The 21,289-nt window shown below is 56.4% G+C and carries 16 protein-coding genes; 15 read left to right on the forward strand and 1 reads right to left on the reverse strand.

From position 1 onward, the window contains the following. The first annotated feature begins 4 nt into the window (after positions 1–4). From J3P91_RS18145 to J3P91_RS18175, 7 genes are all read left to right on the forward strand, one after another. Entirely contained in the window at positions 5–5,167 is a 5,163-nt protein-coding gene (locus J3P91_RS18145; RefSeq protein ID WP_434601319.1) for a methyltransferase domain-containing protein, read from the forward strand. Beyond that, positions 5,160–6,860: a DUF6270 domain-containing protein gene (locus J3P91_RS18150; RefSeq protein WP_434601320.1), complete on the forward strand. Its 1,701-nt coding sequence runs from the start codon at positions 5,160–5,162 to the stop codon at positions 6,858–6,860. The genes J3P91_RS18145 and J3P91_RS18150 overlap by 8 nt, the downstream gene beginning before the upstream one ends. A 34-nt stretch (positions 6,861–6,894) precedes the next feature. Continuing rightward, entirely contained in the window at positions 6,895–7,311 is a 417-nt protein-coding gene (locus J3P91_RS18155; protein WP_434601321.1) for a hypothetical protein, read from the forward strand. 80 nt (positions 7,312–7,391) lie between these two features. Continuing rightward, positions 7,392–9,140 carry a hypothetical protein gene (locus tag J3P91_RS18160; RefSeq protein WP_434601322.1) on the forward strand — a complete coding sequence of 583 codons (1,749 nt, stop codon included), beginning with the start codon at positions 7,392–7,394 and terminating at the stop codon, positions 9,138–9,140. Next, a complete protein-coding gene (locus tag J3P91_RS18165; RefSeq protein WP_434601323.1) occupies positions 9,137–10,378 on the forward strand; it encodes a glycosyltransferase family 4 protein in 1,242 nt (413 codons plus the stop codon). The genes J3P91_RS18160 and J3P91_RS18165 overlap by 4 nt, the downstream gene beginning before the upstream one ends. Further along, on the forward strand, positions 10,375–11,682 hold the full coding sequence (locus J3P91_RS18170; RefSeq protein ID WP_434601324.1) for a glycosyltransferase family 4 protein: 1,308 nt from the start codon (positions 10,375–10,377) through the stop codon (positions 11,680–11,682). Before J3P91_RS18165 ends, J3P91_RS18170 begins: the two co-directional genes overlap by 4 nt. Before the next feature lie 128 nt (positions 11,683–11,810). Further along, positions 11,811–13,376, forward strand: a complete 1,566-nt coding sequence (locus J3P91_RS18175) for a methyl-accepting chemotaxis protein (RefSeq protein WP_434573002.1) — start codon at positions 11,811–11,813, stop codon at positions 13,374–13,376. Between the two features lie 160 nt (positions 13,377–13,536). Here J3P91_RS18175 and J3P91_RS18180 read toward each other — a convergent pair whose 3' ends face one another. Continuing rightward, on the reverse strand, positions 13,537–14,229 hold the full coding sequence (locus J3P91_RS18180; RefSeq protein WP_434601325.1) for an alpha/beta family hydrolase: 693 nt from the start codon (positions 14,227–14,229) through the stop codon (positions 13,537–13,539). Between the two features lie 94 nt (positions 14,230–14,323). Here J3P91_RS18180 and ccoN (J3P91_RS18185) point away from each other — a divergent pair, with 94 nt between their 5' ends. The 8 genes from ccoN (J3P91_RS18185) to ccoP (J3P91_RS18220) all read left to right on the forward strand — a co-directional run bounded on the left by ccoN (J3P91_RS18185) (position 14,324) and on the right by ccoP (J3P91_RS18220) (position 21,226). Further along, the gene (gene ccoN, locus J3P91_RS18185; RefSeq protein ID WP_305499963.1) at positions 14,324–15,748 is read left to right on the forward strand and encodes a cytochrome-c oxidase, cbb3-type subunit I; all 1,425 of its coding nucleotides are present in this window, start codon (positions 14,324–14,326) and stop codon (positions 15,746–15,748) included. Between the two features lie 10 nt (positions 15,749–15,758). After that, complete coding sequence (ccoO, locus tag J3P91_RS18190; protein WP_434601326.1) at positions 15,759–16,367, forward strand: cytochrome-c oxidase, cbb3-type subunit II; 609 nt, start codon at positions 15,759–15,761, stop codon at positions 16,365–16,367. Positions 16,368–16,372: 5 nt separating this feature from the next. Then, entirely contained in the window at positions 16,373–16,573 is a 201-nt protein-coding gene (locus tag J3P91_RS18195; RefSeq protein WP_305499961.1) for a cbb3-type cytochrome oxidase subunit 3, read from the forward strand. Beyond that, complete coding sequence (ccoP, locus tag J3P91_RS18200) at positions 16,570–17,523, forward strand: cytochrome-c oxidase, cbb3-type subunit III (RefSeq protein ID WP_434572996.1); 954 nt, start codon at positions 16,570–16,572, stop codon at positions 17,521–17,523. The genes J3P91_RS18195 and ccoP (J3P91_RS18200) overlap by 4 nt, the downstream gene beginning before the upstream one ends. A 481-nt stretch (positions 17,524–18,004) precedes the next feature. Beyond that, the gene (gene ccoN, locus J3P91_RS18205) at positions 18,005–19,447 is read left to right on the forward strand and encodes a cytochrome-c oxidase, cbb3-type subunit I (RefSeq protein WP_186636610.1); all 1,443 of its coding nucleotides are present in this window, start codon (positions 18,005–18,007) and stop codon (positions 19,445–19,447) included. After that, on the forward strand, positions 19,447–20,055 hold the full coding sequence (gene ccoO, locus J3P91_RS18210) for a cytochrome-c oxidase, cbb3-type subunit II (RefSeq protein ID WP_305499959.1): 609 nt from the start codon (positions 19,447–19,449) through the stop codon (positions 20,053–20,055). The genes ccoN (J3P91_RS18205) and ccoO (J3P91_RS18210) overlap by 1 nt, the downstream gene beginning before the upstream one ends. A 5-nt stretch (positions 20,056–20,060) precedes the next feature. Further along, complete coding sequence (locus J3P91_RS18215; protein WP_003175465.1) at positions 20,061–20,246, forward strand: CcoQ/FixQ family Cbb3-type cytochrome c oxidase assembly chaperone; 186 nt, start codon at positions 20,061–20,063, stop codon at positions 20,244–20,246. Then, entirely contained in the window at positions 20,243–21,226 is a 984-nt protein-coding gene (gene ccoP / locus J3P91_RS18220; protein WP_434601327.1) for a cytochrome-c oxidase, cbb3-type subunit III, read from the forward strand. Before J3P91_RS18215 ends, ccoP (J3P91_RS18220) begins: the two co-directional genes overlap by 4 nt. The last annotated feature ends 63 nt before the right edge of the window (positions 21,227–21,289 follow it).

Raw genomic sequence — 21,289 nt, forward strand, 5'->3', positions numbered from 1 at the left:
AAAGATGAATAGCGTTCAACTCCCCCCGCAGCCGGAAGGCCCTACGGCACTGGCAGACATTCACGACCGTGTCATGGAGGCTTACTACGGGAAGTTGGGCGAGCATTTCATGCGCGAAACCCAGGCGCGCATTCACTGGATCTGTGCGCAGGTCGCGGGAAAGAAAGTGCTCGACGTCGGTTGCTCACAGGGCATAGTACCGCTATTGCTGGCCCGCGAAGGCTGCGAGGTCGTTGGCGTCGACACCAGCCCTCAAGCCATTGAGGAAGCCAAGTCATACCTAGCAGCCGAGCCGACTCATGTGCAGGCCAAGATTCGCTATGTGAATGCTGACTTTTTGTCGCTGGACATTGAAGACGCAGCGCCTGATACCATCGTGATCAGCGAAGTACTGGAACATCTGGTCCGCCCGGAAATATTCGTGGAGAAAGCCGCAGCGCTGCTCAAACTTGAGGGGCGACTCATTATCACCGTGCCATTTGGTGTAAATGACTTCATTGACCACAAGCACACCTTCTATCTGCTTGAGCCTTTCCGTTTGTTGAACGAGCACTTGCATATCACCGATATCAAGGTGCTGGGCAAATGGCTGGGCATGGTCGCGATAAAGAAAAGCGATGAGACAGCACCTCGCGAAATGCAGTTGGATGTTGCCCAGATCCGGAACCTTGAAAAAGCCTTCGAAGGCATCGAGCGCAACCTGCAAGACAGTTTGTCCAGCGCGAGTAAGAACCTGGCCGAAGCCAACAAGAAATACCGGGCGGCTACCGAGCAAATCGCCGAGCTCAAGCTACAAGCACAAAAAGCCGAGGAATTGACAAAACAGAACCGCGCGCACGAAGCGAGTCTTTCCGAGCTGGCCGATATCAAGCCGCGCTTGGAGGAAGCCAATAAAAAGTACCGTGCGGCTACCGAGCAAATCGCCGAGCTCAAGCTACAGGCGCAAAAAATCGAAGAACTGAAAAAACAGAACCAGGCGCAGGAAGCGAGTCTTTCCGAGCTGGCCGATATCAGGTCACGCTTGGAGGAGGCCAATGAAAAATACCGTGCAGCCACCGAACAAGTGCAACTGCTCAAGCAGGAAGTTCAGACGCTGACCGCCCTGAACCTTCAACTGCGCGAACAAGTCGCTGAGGAGCAATCGGGTCGTCATCAGGCCGAGACCGCGCGAATCAGCACCACCCACGATGCCGAACAGCAACGACATGCGCACGAAGCAATCCAGGCGCGCCTGGAACAGGACATCGATACCTTGCTGGTGCAGGTTGATGACCTTTCCCAGCGTCATGAGCGTGAAACACAAGAGCTCAACGCCCAGTTCGAAACCGAACGGGCGGCCAGGCAGCAACTGGAATTAACCCTCAACGAACTCGAGCACCACGCCCAGGAAGCCCTGTTGCAACGAGAGGAGCTTGCTGCAGTTCTGGAGCAACAGGCTGCTGCCATGGAAGATCTGCATCAACATCCGGCAGCCGTGGAAGAGCTTCGTAAACAGAATGCCGAACTGCAACAACGGGTGCAACTGGAAATATCCAGCCGCGAAGCCTCCAACCAGAAATATCGCGAGGTCACGGGCACGCAAATCCCGCGCTTGAAGGCCAACGTGGAGAAACTGCTTGAGCAAACAGTCGCTCAGCGGCAAAAAATAGAAGAGCTCAGCGACAATCTGCATCGCGCCAACGCCAAACGTCATCTGGCAGAGCAGCGCCTGATCAAAACTCGCTCAAGCATTACCTATCAACTTGGTTATCAGTTGAAGATCAGCGCTAGCTCACTGGGTGGGTTCGTGCGACTGCCAGGCACATTGTTCAAATTGTATCGCCAGGCTGGTAAAACCGTCAGCAACACGCCCGCGAAAGCTATCGGTTTTGACGACCAGACAGCAACGCTACCCACCCCACAACACACCGTCCTGCCTGTCGCACTCGAGGACACCGCGCATGTGCGCGACGTGTTGCTTAATCACAAGCAAGGCAACGCAACGTCCTTGAAAGTTGCCTGCATCATGGATGAGTTCACCCACGGTTCGTATCGCCATGAATGCAACCTGCTGCAGCTGACACCGGAAGACTGGCAGACACAACTGGAACAGTTCCAGCCAGAGCTGTTATTCATCGAATCCGCCTGGCGCGGCAAGGATGATCTGTGGGGCAGCAAGGTCGGCCATAACAGCCAGGAACTGCAAGACATCCTGAGCTGGTGCAAAGAGCACAAAGTGCCTTCCGTCTTCTGGAACAAAGAAGATCCGGTCCACTTCGAGACTTTTCTTTCCACGGCCAAACAGTTCGATTTCGTGTTCACCACTGACATCGACTGCATTCATCGCTACAAAGGCGCACTGGGCCACGAACAGGTGTACCTGCTGCCGTTCGCCTGCCAACCGGCAGTGCACAATCCGGTTGAACTTTACGAACGCAAGGATGCGTTCTGCTTCGCGGGTGCCTACTACGCTCGATACCCTGAGCGCACCCGCGACCTGGGTAACTTTGTCAACGAACTGCCTCGCTTTCGGCCACTGGAAATCTTTGACCGGAATTTCGGTAAAAACGACGCCAACTATCAGTTTCCTGCGCATTATCAGCCGTACATTGTTGGGACGCTGAGCTTTGAGCAAATCGACCTGGCCTATAAAGGCTACCGCTATGCGATCAATCTCAACTCCATCAAACAGTCGCAATCGATGTTCGCCCGCAGGGTATTCGAATTACTCGGCTCCAATACCATTACGGTCAGTAACTTTTCGCGCGGCATGCGCCTGCTGTTTGGCGACCTGGTGATCACCACCGACAGCGGCCCGGAAATGCTGCGGCGCCTAGAGACCCTTGCAGGCAACGAACGAGACAGTGACAAGCTACGCTTGGCTGCCCTGCGCAAAGTAATGCAGGAACACACCTATGCGCACCGTCTCGGCTACGTAATGAGCAAGGTGACTGGCAAGCATCGAGAACAGCACCTGCCTCCCGTCTGCATCATCGCCCGCGCCGCCAACAGCCACGAAATCGACGCACTCAACGAACACCTTCAACGTCAACGCTATACGAATTTGTGCATGCACATCATTGTCGACGACGCTATCGACGAAGCCGTCATCGTAGATCCCCGAGTCAAACTTGTTTCCTATAAGGAACTGAAAGAGATCCGCTTGGGAGAAATTGCCGGCGATGCGCCATGGTTCACCGCCATGATCAGCGAGGACTACTATGGCCCGAACTACCTGCTCGATCTGATACTGGCGACGCGTTACAACCGAGCCCAAGTGATCGGCAAAGGAGCCCATTACATCCGGACCGAACAGGCCGTTGAATTACAAAACCAGGACCTGGTCTATCGCAGCCTGGACAGTGTTCCTGCGCGCGCAGCATTGATCAGAACGACGTTGATTGCCGAACAGCCAGCAGGACAGTGGCTCGAAACGCTTTCCACGCGGAACTATGAATACGAACATTCGCTGGCGATCGATGCGTTCAACTATTGCAAAAACGCGGCGGGTACCGATCAGCAGCGAGTGACCGAGGTTGTAGACGATCTTGAGCTGTACACCGGCATCAGCGTCGAGGAGTTACAGCAGCGCGCCGAAGCCATCGAACCGTTGAAGGTCAATCATTCCTGCGAGGAAATCTGCGGCCGTGACCTGGCCAAGATGTTCGGACCGATTCGCAGCAAGCAATTGGAAGAGTCCTTCGACGCCGACATCTGGTGTTTTACCTCTACGCTCGCCGACGGCAAGCATGAGTATCACTACGCCAAGCAGGAACTGCCTGTTGCGGCGCTGGCCAGGAATGAACGACTTGAACTGTTCCTTGATGCTACCCCTGGCCTGAATATCCAATTGGTGGTTCTGTTCCTTGATGCCCAGAAACAGCGTATCAGTCACATCCTGCAGCATGCCAATCGCAATCAGACCAGCGATATTCTGCCGGAGGCCGCCTTCGTTCGCCTGGGTATCCGCATCTATGCCAATGGCAGCGCGGGCATCAAGGCGCTCGCGCTGGGGCACCGGGATCTGCAACCGTCGGAAATCCTTTCTACCTCCAGACACCTGCTGATTACCAATCACTACCCTTCCTATGACGATCTTTATCGCAACGGTTTTGTCCACACTCGTGTCACGGCCTATCAGGAACACGGCATCAATGTGGATGTGTTCCGCCTGCGCAAAAACGAATCCATCAGCTATCACGAGTTTGAAAACATCGATGTCATGACCGGCTCCCAGGCAACCCTGGCGAAAATGCTAGGATCGGGTGCCTATAAGACCATCCTGGTGCATTTTCTCGACTCAGACATGTGGGAAATCCTCCATCAGCATCTCGACACCACCCAGATCATTGTCTGGGTGCATGGCGCCGAGATTCAGCCGTGGTGGCGCCGCGAATACAACTTTGCTACGGAAGAGCAACTAGCTCTGGGCAAACTGGACAGCGAAAAACGCATGAATTTCTGGCGCAACTTGCTGCAGGCCCCTCCCGCCAACCTGAAGCTGGTGTTCGTTTCCCGCTATTTCGCCGAAGAGGTAATGGAAGACCTCGGCTTCCGTATACCGGAAAGCCAATACGAGATTATTCATAATCCAATCAACACCGAATTGTTCTCCTACGTGGAGAAGCCGGTAGAGCAGCGTAAGAAAATTCTGTCGATTCGCCCGTATGCCTCGCGCACTTATGCCAACGACCTAAGTGTCAAAGCGATCCAACGGCTCGCTGAAAAGCCTTGGTTCAACGAACTGGAGTTTCGCATGATCGGCGACGGACCGCTGTTCGAAGAAACCTTGGCCCCCTTGCGACAGTATCCGAATGTGCGAATTCAGAAAGGCTACTTGAAGCAAAACGAGATCGCCAAGCTGCACAAGGAATATGGGGTTTTCCTCTGCCCTAGCCGAATGGATACTCATGGTGTTTCGCGTGACGAGGCGATGTCCTCAGGCTTGGTAGCCATCACCAATAGCGTGGCGGCCATTCCTGAATTCGTCGATAAGGAATGCGCTTTCCTAGCCGAAAGCGAGTCTTTTGAAGGCCTGAGCGAAGGTATCGAAGCGTTGTTCTTCGATGCACAGCTTTTTGCCGAGAAATCTTTTAATGCCAGACAGCGCGTAGTCAAACAAAGTGACAAAGCAGTTATTTCCCAATCCGAGCTCAACCTCATCAGAACAATGAGTGGCCATGAATAAGCAATTGCAACATTTTATCTTCACAAACTTTGGCATCGGCATCAAGGATGAGCTGTGGTTGACTTACCGCCTGGAGATTTTCTTAAACACCGTATTTCCCTCGCTTGCCAATCAAAACAACAAGAATTTCGAATGGATTATATTCGCCGACATCAACCTTCCCATCGTCCATTTGCGCCGTCTGCAAGAGGCGATCCTGAAAAGCCAGCTCACTGCCAGGATTATTCACGTAGAGGATTATTCGCTGGTCAGCAAAGAAATCTCAGGGATACTGAATAATGTTTCTGCTGATATTTTGATCACTTCTCGAATCGATGATGATGATTGCATTCATCAGGACGTCATCAGGCTCATTCAAGACAGCGCCGTGAACGCGGAAAGCGCAGAACAGGTCTTGGTCATCTCCTTGAACAACGGAATCGAGTTTCTGCCATCCGACAATTGTTATCGCGCCGTCAGGTACGACACCCTTGCTCTTGCCCTGACGTTGGTAGACCGCTCACCAGGCACTAAAGAAAAGAGCATTACCCAATATGCACATCATCTCGTTGTAAAAACCTTGCAGAAACAAGGAATACCTTCAAAACACATATCGATAAATAAACCCTACCCACTTTACCTCTATACAAAGCATCCGCTAAGCGACTCATATTTTTTTGGCGCCCGAGCCAGAATTTTAGGCGATACAGAAAAAAAAATCGGCTTTGACCCCACGTTATTTAAAAATTACGGGCTTACACGACAAAGCCTGGATTACCTCGGCGCCATGCTGCGTCAATCGCCGATAGGAATGCCGCATAAATACCTGGAAAAACTCGGCAACATACGTAACCAGATAAAACATGAAAATCAGAATACTTCTGAACAATCCATTCAAAACCTGAAATTTTTAACGGCTCGAAAAGAACGCCTGGAGCGTCGGGCAGTGCGACCGAATCCGACAAACGGAAAAAAAGAAAAAATCCGGGTGGCCATTTTAGGTTCTTGTGTGACCCGGGATCTTTTTGAATTTCAAAAAGACGCACTGGAGAACTTCGAAGTCTGCTTTTATATGGCTCGATCCTCAGTTATTTCTTATATGGGAATGCCGAACACCGATCCAAGAATAAAAATCTCGGGGGAGGCCTTCGAGGACAAGCGGGCGCGCTATGATCTCAATAAGAATCATTGGGCTGAATTGGAGCAGTCTCAACCTGATATCGTATTGATTGATTTCATCGATGAACGGATTGGTCTCATACAACACAACGGCTCCATTTTCTCGGCGAGCGGCCCAACGATCAAAGCATTCGAGCGTGCCAACATCGACTTTGAAATCAAGCGCCCCTGGAGCGCCGAAATCAAGACGCTTAGAGAATGGGCAGTCCCGGCATACCTGGAAAAAGTCTCATCGATTTGTCAGAACATTTTTGTGCATAAAGCGGTTTGGGCAAACACCTATCGTGACAAAGACAACAACATTGCGTCATTTGAAAGCTCGGAATTTGCGAAACTTATAGAGCTTAACAACGAAATCCTGAATAACATGATTGTCCCTCTCGAAGACTCTCCCACCGCCGTGGAACAAATAGGAGGTATAGAATCTGGATTGATTGCCGGCGGAGATCATAAATGGGCGTTTTGCCCTTATCACTACACCAGCGCTTACTACAAAACCGTAGCAAAACAACTACTCGCAAGAACCATGCACTGATGATACTCACTTTAATATTCCACCGAGCCGACACATGAAAGCAATCCTAGCAATAATTACCGTAGCACTGAGTATGGTTGCATGCGGAAACTCCGAAGACGCTACGAAGGGCGGTAGCGCGTCCCTAAAAACCAGTAGCCTGGCGCTCCCCGATGGAACCAAAATCACCTTGAATGGCACCGTAGCCAAGGTAGTCAGCAAACCAAACGATAAAGGTGCCTTGAAGTTGCACGAGATAAAATTCAATACCACTTCCAAAATCGCGGAAAGCTCCGTGTACAAGGAGCTGTCGAAGCTCGGCTATACGCGCAAGGTCATCGAGGACTCCCGAAACAGTTTCAAAATTCATTACTATAAGAAAGACCAACCTGTCATTGGCAATGTCTATCAAGAACAACCTGGCGCAAACAGTCAGGCTTCGCAGTTGTCCATGTACTGGCAGTCGATCTGACGACGAAACGGCCATGACCCTGATCGTGGCCGCTTCCAAACAGGAGCCTCGGAATGGTTGACAACAATGTTTGAATGCAAATGACAACTCTGCAAAAACACATCAGGTCCACACTGGGCTGGCATTACTCACTTGGCCGCAAGTTCATGGGCGTAACGCCTTGTTCTACGCTTACGGTACAAGCAGCAAATTTTTTCGCTCAAATTTTATTAATACTTACGTTTTTTCTTCCTATAAAAGTTTTGATACTGCTGGGCTCCGATGGCGTCCCTCATTATTTTCCTCTGTACCTGAAAAACATTAAAAAAACCCATCTCATCGTTGCGCTCAGCCTTCTAGCACTTTTATGCTATGTATCTTATCTGGCTCTGGAGCTCATCGCAGCCATCTATTCAAAGAAAGGCGCCGGAAAATTATTAAAAAAAAATGGCAAGCTAATCCTGTTTGAAAACCAGCATTTACTTGCCACCCAAGCCTACGCAAAATTTACCCGTGGGCTTTCCGCTGCCACTTTCACTCTGATTTCCTTTTTGGCGCTGCTGTATATTTACAAACTGCTTTTCGTTGCCGCTACTGCCTATGCAGCCTTCGCCACTTTTCTCGTCGTTGCCACATACAATAACACCCCCTCCATCAGGAAACTTCTCAATCAATATCACGCCGTTGCCTTGAACATGATCTGCTCGATTGGTTTCCTCATCATCTTTTTCTGCATGATTCTGGACTTTCTCTACCTTTCTCCGCCAAAGATTTTTCCTGCGCTGATCTCTTTGCTTTTGATTCGCCAAGGGCTGTCCAGACTTAACGTCTTCATGCAAGACATCATCGCGCTGCGCTCGCAGCATCGCCAAATCAATGCATTGTTCTTCCACAACCAGCAATTGGTTTTAAGTACCGGAACCCATTCCGAACATGTAAAGTTTTTTCTGAATGAAGAACGGCGCAATCACTGGATTCCGGAAGCACTCCGCAGCGCCTTGGCAACTGACCTTCCAATGATCTCGTCCAGATGGCATCAGCTAGGCCGCAACGACATCTACGCTTTTGAAGCCGATTTTTTTTCCGACACGGACAGTACCACCCGAACGTTTCTTTTCAAGCTTTTCGGCCGTTACAGCGGCTCACTTGCGGAACAGGAATATACGTTACTTCAACAAATCCCACAGGCGCCGGCGCCTACCCTTCTCGGACATACTAAAGTTGGAGACCTGCGGTGCCATGTATTTGAATTGGATGGCTACCGTAAACTCGCCCGCCGAGAAATCGGTGATGGAGTCATCACGATAAATAAGCGTCTCCTCGCCATCGCCCCGCCTGAGGCGCTGACAAAGCGCTTTGCCAGATCTCATCAATATTTTGAACAACGGCTTTCTTACGAAATATTGGAGAATTTGCATATTGTCGCCACCGCAGAGCAAATGCCCGACCTAACAGAATTTATCAAGCAGCATGAAAAGGTGATACAGATTCTTTCTTCGCTACCCAGGCAGATCATTTCGCAGGACACCACCTCGGATACTCTATTGATTAACGAGGCGGGGCTTGTCATTGTCAGCCATTGGGCCAGTTGGAAAATGGAAGCCATCGGGTCCAATTGGCCTATTGGAGAACAAAAAAAATTGCAAGAAGCCCTGGAAGATATAAGAGCCCAACGGCCTGATCTCAACAACATCCCCGCTGCGGCAGTCATTTTGTGCGCCCTGGCCTATGCATTCGAACGCCTGTGCCACCGAACCAACTATAGCGACGCCATTAGTTTGTTACCTGACATGCTTGAGCAATTAGCACTCATCAGAACTCCCAGTATCGAACAGGGACAAGTACCGTGACCCGCATCGCCATGATCGTCTGGAATGAATTCCGCAACGATGCCCGTGTATTGAAAGAGGCCCAGACGCTGCAATCCGCCGGCTATGCCGTCACCGTGTTTGCCCTGCACACGCCGGGGGTCACGTTAGAGAAAGAAACGTTGCAGGACGGCATCGATGTCGTGCGCGTCGCGCGCAGTCCGCTCTGGAAGCTGCGCAAGCCCAAGGCTGGCCCGCCCGCCGCCGCCTCGGCAGCCAACGGCGCCATAGGTCGTTTAAGCCCCATCCGACAAGTATTGCGAATTGCCGCGCGGTTATGGACACATGCCGGTCTGCTTGCGCGCATCGCCAGGCATAAGGCGGCGGTCGTTCACGCCCACGACGTCAACACTTTGCCAACGGCGTGGCTGGCGGCCAGGCTAAGCGGAGCGCACCTGGTCTATGACGCGCATGAAATCAGTACCAGCCGCGAGGGTTACAACAGTTTCCGCGGGCTGGTAGCGAAGGTCGAAAGCCTATTGATGCCTCGGGTCCAGGGCAGCATAACCACCACTGATGCGCGGGCGAAGTTTTTCGCCCGGGCCTACGGCGTCCCGCGCCCGGTGGTGCTGCAAAACCGGCCACGTCTAACCGTGAGCCCGGATAGCCAGCGGATTCGCCATGAGCTGCAGTTGCAACACCCTTGGCCCATCATTGTTTACCAGGGTGGTTTGCAACAGGGCCGTGGTCTGGAACGATTGGTACGTATCGCGGCCTCGGTAGACAACGCCTACTTCGTGTTCATCGGCGGCGGCAGGCTGACTGCGCCATTGACCGCCCTGAGCCGTGAACTCGGGCTGACTGAACGGGTGTACTTCATTCCCACGGTGTCGCTCGCCGACCTGCCCAGTTACACCGCATCCGCCGATATCGGCGTACAACCCATCGAAAACACCTGCCTCAACCATTTCACGACCGACTCTAACAAGTTGTTCGAGTACTTGATTGCCGGCCTGCCGGTCGTCGCGACAGACCTGCCGGAAATTCGCCGTGTCGTGAAAGCCTATGACATAGGTCTGCTGGTGCGTGAAAGCGATGACGAACAATTGGGCGAAGCAATCAACCGTTTGGTCAAGGATTCACAATTGCGCATGAAGTTGGCCGCCAATGCCAGCGCAGCAGCCCTGCAATTGAACTGGGAGCAACAGGAAATGCGACTGGTGGACCTTTATAGCTGCGTACTCAAGGGCCGGCCTTATAGCAATGGCGTTCACCCATGACAATGCGTGTTTTACTATTGAGTTTCTATTACCCGCCGGATCTGGCGGCGGGGTCGTTCAGAGTCGAGGCCTTGGTAAAGGCGTTGCTCTCGCAAAATGAATGCAAGCTGCACATTGATCTGATCACCACCCAACCCAATCGGTATCAGTCGTACTGCGCACCGGATGTATGCGAACCCGAGTCGCCACAGCTATCGATCAAACGCATTGCCCTGCCCCCTCATCAGAACGGCATGACTGACCAGGCCAGAGCCTTCCTCACCTATGCCTGGGGCGCTTACAAGACTGCCAGCGGCAAAGATTACGATCTGGTAGTAGCCTCCTCCTCGCGCTTGATGACTGCTGCGTTGGGTGCATTGATTTCCCTGAAGAGCAAAACGCCTCTTTATCTGGACATACGCGATATCTTCGTCGATACCTTGCCCGAATTGGTCCCGGGCGCGGCCGGCAGAGCCATGACCTTTTTTTTCTCTTGGGTGGAGCGCCTTACCATTCACCAAGCCACTCAGGTCAACCTGATTTCACCGGGATTTCTGAGTTACTTCAACGAGCGATATCCGAACAGGACTTTTTCCACCCACACAAATGGTGTCGATGAACTTTTCCTGAAACCTCCGAATGACATTGTTGCCCCAGATCCGGCAAAAACCGAGTTGAAGATTGTCTATGCAGGCAATATCGGCGCCGGCCAAGGGCTGGAATACATCGTTCCGGCGATGGCCGAACAGCTTCAGGGGATCGCTCATTTCGACATCATCGGTGATGGCGGTGCCGCCAGTAAGCTTCGACAGGCCCTGGAAAGAAAAAACATTTCAAACGTCAAGCTCATCGCTCCGACCAAACGATCGGATCTGCTTGAGCATTACCGCAAGGCAGACATTCTTTTCCTGCATCTGAATACATTCAAATCGTTTCGACGGGTCTTGCCTTCCAAGCTTTTCGAGTATGCAGCCACCGGCAAGCCCATACTGGCGGGCCTGGCGGGCTACGCAGAAAAATTCACCAAGTCCAGGATCGCCAATGCAATGGTGTTTGAACCCGGCGATATCGACGGCGCGATCACTGCACTGAATCGACTGGACTTGGCGCCTGTCAAAAGAGCCACGTTCGTCACGGATTACTCCCGGGTTTCGATCCAGCAACGCATGGCGCTGGATGTGCTGCGTACGCCTGGACTGAACGATGGACGGGCACAATGGTACCTGCGCCTGAAGCGCTGGTTGTACATCCAGATTGACTGGGTCGGAGCGACTTGCCGCTATCCTGTCGTAGCCGAGGTCCTGACGGCTTCGATGCTCGGTTGAGGTCGAGTTTTTTCCAGGCGTCTAGAGGTACTGCTCGGAAAAAGGCCAGGATCTTCCCCGGGAAAAAGCTCTTTAATAATTACCCAATCCTGCCGACAACCTTTCAAAGCCTTGCGGACTACACCACCATGCGTAACAACCAACCTATTACACAACGCGAAAGGACCTTCCCGGCCCAGCAGAGATTGATTTCCACCACCAATACCAAGGGTGTGATCACCTACTGCAACGACGCGTTCGTTGAAATCAGTGGGTTCTCGAAGGAAGAGCTGATCCATGCGCCGCACAACCTGGTACGCCATCCCGACGTTCCGTCGGCCGTGTTTGCTCACATGTGGGACACGCTGAAACAAGGCTTGCCATGGATGGGCATCGTCAAGAACCGCTGCCAGAACGGTGACCATTACTGGGTCAACGCCTACGTCACGCCTGTATTCGAAGGCAATCAGGTGGTCGGCTACGAATCGGTACGGGTCAAACCCAGCGCCGAGCAGATCTCCCGGGCCGAAGCGCTCTATCAACGCATCAACCAGGGCAAGGCCGCGGTACCCGGCAGCGACAAATGGCTGCCGATCCTGCAGGACTGGCTGCCATTCATCCTCGTCAGCCAGTTGAGCTTCGTCGTCGGCGCGTTCCTCAATTCTTCCTGGGGTTTTGCCCTGGCTGCGCTGCTGTCGGTGCCGTTGGGGTTGATGGGCCTGCAATGGCAGCAACGCGGGATCAAGCGCCTGCTGCGCCTGGCCGAACAGACCACTTCCGACCCGTTGATCGCGCGGATGTATACCGACAGCCGCGGTGTCCAGGCACGCCTGGAGATGTCGATTCTCAGCCAGGAAGCGCGTCTTAAAACCTGCCTGACCCGCCTGCAGGACACCGCCGAACATCTCAACGCGCAAGCGCGGCAATCCAATTCCCTGGCCCACGACAGTTCCACTGGCCTGGAGCGTCAGCGGGTGGAAACCGAACAGGTGGCCACCGCCGTCAATCAGATGGCCGCGACCACCCAGGAAGTCGCCAGCCACGTGCAGCGCACCGCCGATGCCACCCAGGAGGCCAATCGCCTGACCAGTCGCGGTCGTGACATTGCCGGAGAAACCCGTGAAGCCATCGAACGCCTGTCGGTGGTAGTGGGCGAGACCGGGCAGACCGTGACCCAGCTGGCCAAGGACAGCGACGAAATCGGTGGTGTGGTCGACGTGATCAAGGGCATCGCCGACCAGACCAACCTGCTGGCGCTCAACGCCGCCATCGAAGCGGCCCGTGCCGGTGAAATGGGCCGCGGCTTTGCCGTGGTGGCCGACGAAGTAAGGCAACTGGCCCAGCGCACCAGCGAATCCACCGGGCAGATCCATGCCCTGATCGCCAAGCTTCAACAGACCGCCAACAACGCCGTACAGACCATGGATGCTGGCCATCGCCAGGCCGAAGAAGGCGTGGCGCGGGTCATGGAAGCGGACCAGGCGCTGGTCGGGATTAGCGAAGCCGTGGCCCACATCACCGACATGACCACGCAGATCGCGGCTGCCACCGAGGAGCAGAGCTCGGTGGCCGAGGAGATCAGCCGCAACATCAGCAACATCTCGGAACTGGCCGACCAGACCTCGGGACAGGCCCACAGCTCGGCGCTGCTCAGCGAAGAACTGACTCGAACGGCCAATACCCAGTATTCGTTGGTGGAGCGGTTCAACCGCTGATTTAGATTGGAAGACTGAAAACCCGGACAGCGAAAGCTTCCGGGTTTTTTACGCTCTGAAAGATCGCTTTCGCGAGCAGGCTCGCTCCCACCCTGGATTTGCAGCGTTCACTCCCCCTGTGGGAGCGAGCCTGCTCGCGAAGAGGCCGGAACAATCAGCATCAGCCTTGAAAAAGAAACCCAGCCACTCTCTGCGCCGCCGCCTCCAGATGCTGCTCGTGACTGAATCCCGAAGCCTTCAGCGGCTTCAAGTCATGATCCCCGGCCGCCAACCACAGCACTTCGATGCCAGGTGACAAGGCATAACCTTCGACCGCCTCGCGATTACCCAGCGCATCCCGCTCGCCCTGGACAATCAACGCCCGGGTGTTCAACGTCGCCAAATGTTCGACCCGCGGTTTCTCCGGTTTGCCCGCGGCATAGAAGGGATACCCGAGGCACACCAGCGCATCGGCACCCAGCTCATCGGCCACAAGGCTTGCCATGCGCCCGCCCATGGATTTGCCGCCAATCGCCAGTCGCCCAGCGACATAGGGTCGCACCGTGGCGTACACCTCACGCCAGCATTCCAGCAGCTTAGGCGCCGGGTTGGGTGGACGTTTGCCCCCGTCCACGCGCCGTTGGGCCATGTAGGGAAACTCGAAGCGCAACACATTGACGCCTTGCGCGGCAAGGCGCGCGGTCATTTCGTTCATGAAGCCGCTGTCCATCGGCGCACCCGCACCATGGGCTAAAATCAGCGTCGGCAATTCGGCGCCAGCACCGGGTTTCGCGGCTGTCCACAACCAGCCGTGCTCGGTCACACATCGCGCCCATTGATCCCCGTCAATACTGGCCTTGTGCTGTTTGTCCATGCTTGCCTCGCTTTCAGTCTGCCTATAACTCCAGGCGAAGATCGCTGCACTGCCCTGCGCAGGCGCACTTCGGCTGAACCGTGGATGGGGAACCATGAACACTTCTATCAGTACCGCCTACAACTACAAGGTGGTCCGCCAATTCGCCATTATGACGGTGGTGTGGGGCATCGTCGGCATGGGCCTCGGGGTTTTTCTCGCGGCCCAATTGGTCTGGCCACAACTCAACTTCGATTTGCCCTGGACCAGCTTCGGCCGCCTGCGCCCACTGCACACCAACGCGGTGATTTTCGCCTTCGGCGGCTGCGCCCTGTTCGCCAGTTCGTTCTACTCGGTGCAACGCACCTGCCAGACCCAGCTGTTTGCGCCGAAACTCGCCGCGTTCTGCTTCTGGGGCTGGCAGCTGGTGATCCTGCTGGCGGCCATCAGCCTGCCACTGGGCTACACCAGTTCCAAGGAATATGCCGAGCTCGAGTGGCCAATCGACATCCTCATCACCATTGTCTGGGTCGCCTACGCCATCGTGTTCTTTGGCACCGTGGCCAAACGCAACACCAAACACATCTACGTCGGCAACTGGTTTTTCGGCGGTTTCATCCTGACCGTGGCGCTCCTGCACATCGTCAACAACCTGGAACTGCCGGTGAGCCTCACCAAATCCTACTCGGTGTATGCCGGCGCCACGGACGCGATGGTGCAGTGGTGGTACGGGCACAACGCCGTGGGCTTTTTCCTCACCGCCGGTTTCCTCGGGATGATGTATTACTTCGTGCCGAAACAGGCCGAGCGCCCGGTGTATTCCTATCGTTTGTCCATCGTGCACTTCTGGGCGCTGATTACCCTGTACATCTGGGCCGGCCCGCACCATCTGCACTACACAGCGCTGCCGGATTGGGCACAGTCGCTGGGCATGGTGATGTCGCTGATCCTGCTGGCGCCCAGCTGGGGCGGCATGATCAACGGCATGATGACCCTCTCGGGGGCCTGGCATAAATTGCGCAGCGACCCGATCCTGCGCTTTCTGGTGGTATCCCTCGCGTTCTACGGCATGTCGACCTTCGAAGGCCCGATGATGGCGATCAAGACCGTCAACGCCCTCTCCCATTACACCGACTGGACCATCGGCCACGTACACGCCGGTGCACTCGGCTGGGTGGCGATGATTTCCATCGGTGCGCTGTACCACATGATCCCGAAAGTCTTCGGCCGGGCGCAGATGCACAGTATCGGCCTGATCAACGCGCACTTCTGGCTCGCGACCATCGGTACCGTGCTGTACATCGCCTCGATGTGGGTCAACGGCATCGCCCAGGGCCTGATGTGGCGTGCGGTGAACGAGGACGGCACGCTTACCTACTCCTTCGTCGAAACCCTGGTGGCCAGCCATCCCGGCTTCATCGTGCGGTTGGCGGGCGGGGCGATCTTCCTCGCCGGCATGCTGCTGATGGCCTACAACACCTGGCGCACCGTGCGGGCCTACCAGCCAGCCGAAGCCGCCGCTGCCGCGCAGATGGCTTGAGGAGTCCGCCATGAAACACGAAACAATCGAAAAAAACGTCGGCCTGCTGATGCTGCTGATGGTCCTGGCCGTGAGTGTCGGCGGCCTGACCCAGATCGTGCCGCTGTTCTTCCAGGACGCGACCAACAAACCGGTGGACGGCATGAAGCCCTACACCGCCCTGCAGCTCGAAGGCCGCGATATCTATATCCGCGAAGGCTGCGTCGGCTGCCACTCGCAGATGATCCGTCCGTTCCGCGCCGAAACCGAACGTTACGGGCACTACTCCGTCGCCGGTGAAAGCGTCTGGGACCACCCCTTCCTGTGGGGTTCCAAGCGCACCGGACCGGACCTGGCCCGGGTCGGCGCGCGTTACTCCGATGACTGGCATCGCGCCCACCTGTACAACCCGCGCAACGTCGTCCCCGAGTCGAAAATGCCGGCCTACCCATGGCTGGTGACCCAGGCGGTCGACAGCAGCCACACCGAAGGCAAGCTGCGCGCCATGCGCACCCTCGGCGTGCCGTACAGCGACGACGACATTGCAGGCGCGACAGCCTCGCTCAAGGGCAAGACCGAGATGGACGCACTGGTGGCCTACCTGCAAGTGCTCGGCACTGCCATCAAGAGCAAGAGGTAAGCGCGATGTTCCTTGAAATGAGCACTGGAATGATCCGCGGCCTGGGCACGGTCGTGGTGTTCGTGGCCTTCATCGGCCTGACCCTGTGGGTATTCAGCAGCAAGCGCGGCCCGGAATTCGCCCAGGCGCGCCTGCTGCCGTTCGCCGACGAGCCGCCCGCTGACGCTACCCCCCAAGACCCCGCACCAAGGAGTACCCGGTCATGAGCACTTTCTGGAGTACGTGGATCTGCGTACTGACCCTCGGCAGCCTCATCGGCCTGACCTGGCTGCTGATCGGCACCCGCAAGGGCGAGACCAAGGGCAGCGTCGACCAGACCATGGGGCACAGCTTCGACGGCATCGAGGAGTACGACAACCCCTTGCCACAATGGTGGTTCCTGCTGTTTGCCGGCACCCTGGTGTTCTCCGTCGGCTACCTGATCCTGTATCCCGGCCTGGGCAACTGGAAAGGTATCCTGCCCGGCTACGAGAATGGCTGGACCGGCGCCCACGAATGGGAAAGGGAAATGGCCAGGGCCGACGCCAGGTTCGGGCCGATCTTCGCCAAATTCGCCGCAATGCCGGTGGAGGATGTCGCCAAGGACCCGCAAGCGTTGAAGATGGGGGGCCGCCTGTTCGCCTCCAACTGCTCGGTCTGCCATGGCTCGGATGCCAAGGGCGCCTTCGGCTTTCCGAACCTGGCCGACAGCAACTGGCGCTGGGGCGGTAATGCCGAGACCATCAAGGCAACCATCATGGGCGGTCGCATGGCGGCGATGCCGGCCTGGGGGGAAGTACTCGGGGACGCCGGGGTCAGGAACGTCGCCGCCTATGTGCGCCACGACCTGGCTGGCCTGCCTCTACCGGCCGACAGCGGTGCCGACCTGCAAGCCGGCCAGCAAGCCTTCAACACCACTTGCGTGGCTTGCCACGGCGCCAACGGGCAGGGCACCGAAGCCATGGGCGCGCCGAACCTGACGCAACCGGCCGGCTTCATCTACGGCACCAGCCTGGCCCAGTTGCAGCAGACCATCCGCCATGGCCGTCAGGGCCATATGCCGGCGCAGAATGAACTGCTCGGCAACGACAAGGTGCAACTGCTCGCCGCCTACGTCTACAGCCTTTCCCACGGCGCCGGTACCGAGCGCCTGCAAGCTGAACGCGAAGGCGAATAAATCCTGTCCACTTGATCAGCCGCATTCATCCGGATGCGGCTGATCCATGTCATTGCGCGACGCATTGTCGCACCCTTCCAAGGTCTTCCTTTCGGTTCGCTGCAATCGCGTCTAAGCTTGCCCCAAAGCATGTGGGCGACTGCCGGGACCTGGTCGAGCCGACCCGATGTGTTTGCCGCTCGTTCGACAAAAACCCCGCGAAGTCAGGTAGATACCGACGGTTGCGAGGACACCTGGGCACCCCCCGAACGCAGCGTTTGAACACACCCCGTTACAACCGACCCGCCCCCCTCGCCTCGTACATTTGACACGACAATTTGTCGGGGGCGATTTTTGTCCCTACGCGGCGCATGGAAAGGCCGCAGAATCAGCGTTGGAAAGCATTGACGCAGGTCATGGCGCGTTGCAATGACCCCCCGCTTTCTCCATACTTGCGGCCGATTTTTATCCTAATAAAATACCCAAACCGTGGAACCTTAGAATGAGCACAGCAATCAGTCCGACTGCTTATAACTATAAGGTAGTCCGCCAGTTCGCCATCATGACGGTGGTCTGGGGGATCCTTGGCATGGGGCTCGGTGTCTTCATCGCCTCGCAACTGGTCTGGCCGGAGTTGAACTTCGATCTGCCATGGACGACATTTGGACGCCTGCGCCCGCTGCACACCAACCTGGTGATCTTCGCCTTCGGTGGTTGTGCGTTGTTTGCCACCTCCTACTACGTCGTGCAGCGAACCTGCCAGACGCGACTGATTTCCGACAGCCTCGCCGCCTTCACCTTCTGGGGTTGGCAAGCGGTGATCGTCGGCGCGATCGTGACCTTGCCAATGGGTTTCACCACCACCAAGGAATACGCCGAACTGGAATGGCCCCTGGCTATTCTGCTCGCCATTGTCTGGGTGACCTACGGTCTGGTGTTCTTCGGCACCATCGTCAAGCGCAAGACCAAGCACATCTACGTCGGCAACTGGTTCTACGGTGCATTCATCGTCGTGACCGCCATGCTGCACATCGTCAACCACGCGTCGCTGCCGGTCAGCTTCTTCAAGTCCTACTCGGCCTACTCGGGCGCGACCGACGCGATGATCCAGTGGTGGTACGGCCACAACGCCGTGGGCTTCTTCCTGACCACCGGCTTCCTGGGGATGATGTACTACTTCGTGCCGAAACAGGCCGAGCGTCCGATCTATTCCTACCGCCTGTCCATCGTGCACTTCTGGGCGCTGATCACCCTGTACATCTGGGCCGGTCCGCACCACCTGCACTACACCGCGCTGCCGGACTGGGCGCAATCCCTGGGCATGGCAATGTCGATCATCCTGCTGGCGCCAAGCTGGGGCGGCATGATCAACGGCATGATGACCCTTTCGGGCGCCTGGCATAAGCTGCGCACCGACCCGATCCTGCGCTTCCTGGTGGTATCCCTGGCGTTCTACGGCATGTCGACCTTCGAAGGTCCGATGATGGCGATCAAGACCGTCAACTCCCTGAGCCACTACACCGACTGGACCATCGGCCACGTACACGCCGGTGCGCTCGGCTGGGTCGCGATGATCTCCATCGGCGCCATCTACCACATGATCCCGAAACTGTTCGGTCGTGCGCAGATGCACAGCACCGGCCTGATCAACGCGCACTTCTGGCTCGCCACCATCGGTACCGTGCTCTACATCGCCTCGATGTGGGTCAACGGCATCACCCAGGGCCTGATGTGGCGCGCGATCAACGACGACGGCACCCTGACCTATTCGTTCGTCGAAGCACTGCAAGCCAGCCACCCCGGTTTCATCGTCCGTGCCCTGGGCGGCGCGTTCTTCGCCAGCGGCATGCTGCTGATGGCCTACAACGTGTATCGCACCGTTCGTGCCTCTGACCCGGTTGAAGCAGAAGCCGCCGCCAAGATCGCCGTAGTTGGAGCTCACTGATGAAGCACGAAGCAGTAGAGAAGAATATCGGCCTACTGGCCTTCTTCATGGTCATCGCCGTCAGCATTGGCGGCCTGACCCAGATCGTTCCGCTGTTTTTCCAGGATGTCACCAACAAGCCGGTCGAAGGCATGAAGCCGCGCACCGCCCTTGAACTGGAAGGCCGCGACGTCTACATCGCCAACGGTTGTGTCGGCTGCCACTCGCAGATGATCCGTCCATTCCGTGCTGAAACCGAACGCTACGGTCACTATTCCGTTGCTGGTGAAAGCGTCTGGGACCACCCGTTCCTGTGGGGCTCCAAGCGCACCGGTCCGGACCTGGCCCGCGTCGGTGGTCGCTACTCCGATGACTGGCAGCGTGCGCACTTGTACAACCCGCGCAACGTAGTGCCTGAATCGAAGATGCCGGCCTACCCGTTCCTCGTAGAAAACAAGCTCGACGGCAAAGACACCGCCAAGAAAATGGAAGTCCTGCGTGCACTCGGCGTGCCCTATACCGACGAAGACATCGCCGGTGCAAGGGATGCCGTGAAAGGCAAGACTGAAATGGACGCGCTGGTGGCCTATCTGCAAGGCCTGGGCACCATCATCAAAAGCAAACGGTGATCTGGATGGATATCGGGATGATTCGTGGCCTGGGCACCGTCGTTGTGATGGTGGCCTTTATCGGCCTGGCCCTGTGGGTGTTCAGCCCCAAGCGCAAGTCGGAGTTCGAAGACGCGACCTTGCTGCCGTTCGCGGATGATCCCGAAGCCATCAAGCACGTCGAGCAAGCTTCTAGGAGTAACAAAGAATGACTACGTTCTGGAGTCTGTACGTCACAGTCCTCAGCCTGGGAACGATCTTCGCCCTGACCTGGCTGCTGCTGTCGACCCGCAAGGGCCAGCGCAGCGAAGCCACCGAGGAAACGGTTGGCCACTCCTTCGACGGGATCGAGGAGTACGACAATCCGCTGCCGAAATGGTGGTTCATGCTGTTCATCGGCACCATCGTGTTCGCCCTTGGTTACCTGGCGCTCTACCCTGGCCTGGGCAACTGGAAAGGCCTGCTGCCAGGCTATAACTACCTGGACACCGAAAAGCAGACCCCCTTTGCCAACGGCCAGACCGGCTGGACCGGTGTGCACGAGTGGGAAAAGGAAATGGCCCGCTCGGATGCCAGGTTCGGTCCGATCTTCGCCAAGTTTGCCTCCATGCCGATTGAAGAAGTCGCCAAGGACCCGCAGGCCCTGAAGATGGGTGGCCGCCTGTTTGCCTCCAACTGCTCGGTCTGCCACGGCTCCGATGCCAAGGGCGCCTACGGCTTCCCTAACCTGACCGACGCCGACTGGCGCTGGGGTGGCGAGCCAGAGACCATCAAGACCACCATCATGGGCGGTCGTCATGCCGTCATGCCGGGCTGGGCTGCCGTGGTTGGCGAACAAGGCGTCGCCGACGTGGCTGCGTATTTGGTAACCGGCCTGCACAGCCGCAAACTGCCGGAAGGCGCCAAGGCCGATCCGGCCAACGGCCAGAAGCTGTTCGCCGCCAACTGCGTGGCCTGCCACGGCCCCGCCGGCAAAGGCACGCCCGCCATGGGCGCACCCGACCTGACGCACCCGGCCGGTTTCATCTACGGTTCGAGCTTCGCTCAGTTGCAGCAGACCATCCGCTACGGTCGCCAAGGCCAGATGCCGGCCCAGGCCGATCTGCAGGGCAACGACAAGGTCCACCTGTTGGCTGCCTATGTCTACAGCCTGTCCCACGGCGAAAAGGCTCCGGCTGCTGACGCTCAGTAAGGCAAGCAACTGATACACGAAGGCCCCGCCAATCACATTGGCGGGGCCTTTTTTGTCCACAGG

It is taken from the genome of Pseudomonas sp. Z4-7 (genome assembly GCF_051131965.1).
In the GTDB taxonomy this organism is placed as follows: Bacteria; Pseudomonadota; Gammaproteobacteria; order Pseudomonadales; family Pseudomonadaceae; genus Aquipseudomonas.

Excerpts from the sequence above, each read along its gene's own strand:
- J3P91_RS18145 (WP_434601319.1), top strand. The coding sequence starts at position 5 with ATGAATAGCGTTCAACTCCCCCCGCAGCCGGAAGGCCCTACGGCACTG.
- J3P91_RS18150 (WP_434601320.1), top strand. The coding sequence starts at position 5,160 with ATGAATAAGCAATTGCAACATTTTATCTTCACAAACTTTGGCATCGGC.
- J3P91_RS18155 (WP_434601321.1), top strand. The coding sequence starts at position 6,895 with ATGAAAGCAATCCTAGCAATAATTACCGTAGCACTGAGTATGGTTGCA.
- J3P91_RS18160 (WP_434601322.1), top strand. The coding sequence starts at position 7,392 with ATGACAACTCTGCAAAAACACATCAGGTCCACACTGGGCTGGCATTAC.
- J3P91_RS18170 (WP_434601324.1), top strand. The coding sequence starts at position 10,375 with ATGACAATGCGTGTTTTACTATTGAGTTTCTATTACCCGCCGGATCTG.
- J3P91_RS18175 (WP_434573002.1), top strand. The coding sequence starts at position 11,811 with ATGCGTAACAACCAACCTATTACACAACGCGAAAGGACCTTCCCGGCC.
- J3P91_RS18180 (WP_434601325.1), bottom strand. The coding sequence starts at position 14,229 with ATGGACAAACAGCACAAGGCCAGTATTGACGGGGATCAATGGGCGCGA.
- ccoN (WP_305499963.1), top strand. The coding sequence starts at position 14,324 with ATGAACACTTCTATCAGTACCGCCTACAACTACAAGGTGGTCCGCCAA.
- ccoO (WP_434601326.1), top strand. The coding sequence starts at position 15,759 with ATGAAACACGAAACAATCGAAAAAAACGTCGGCCTGCTGATGCTGCTG.
- J3P91_RS18195 (WP_305499961.1), top strand. The coding sequence starts at position 16,373 with ATGTTCCTTGAAATGAGCACTGGAATGATCCGCGGCCTGGGCACGGTC.
- ccoP (WP_434572996.1), top strand. The coding sequence starts at position 16,570 with ATGAGCACTTTCTGGAGTACGTGGATCTGCGTACTGACCCTCGGCAGC.
- ccoN (WP_186636610.1), top strand. The coding sequence starts at position 18,005 with ATGAGCACAGCAATCAGTCCGACTGCTTATAACTATAAGGTAGTCCGC.
- ccoO (WP_305499959.1), top strand. The coding sequence starts at position 19,447 with ATGAAGCACGAAGCAGTAGAGAAGAATATCGGCCTACTGGCCTTCTTC.
- J3P91_RS18215 (WP_003175465.1), top strand. The coding sequence starts at position 20,061 with ATGGATATCGGGATGATTCGTGGCCTGGGCACCGTCGTTGTGATGGTG.
- ccoP (WP_434601327.1), top strand. The coding sequence starts at position 20,243 with ATGACTACGTTCTGGAGTCTGTACGTCACAGTCCTCAGCCTGGGAACG.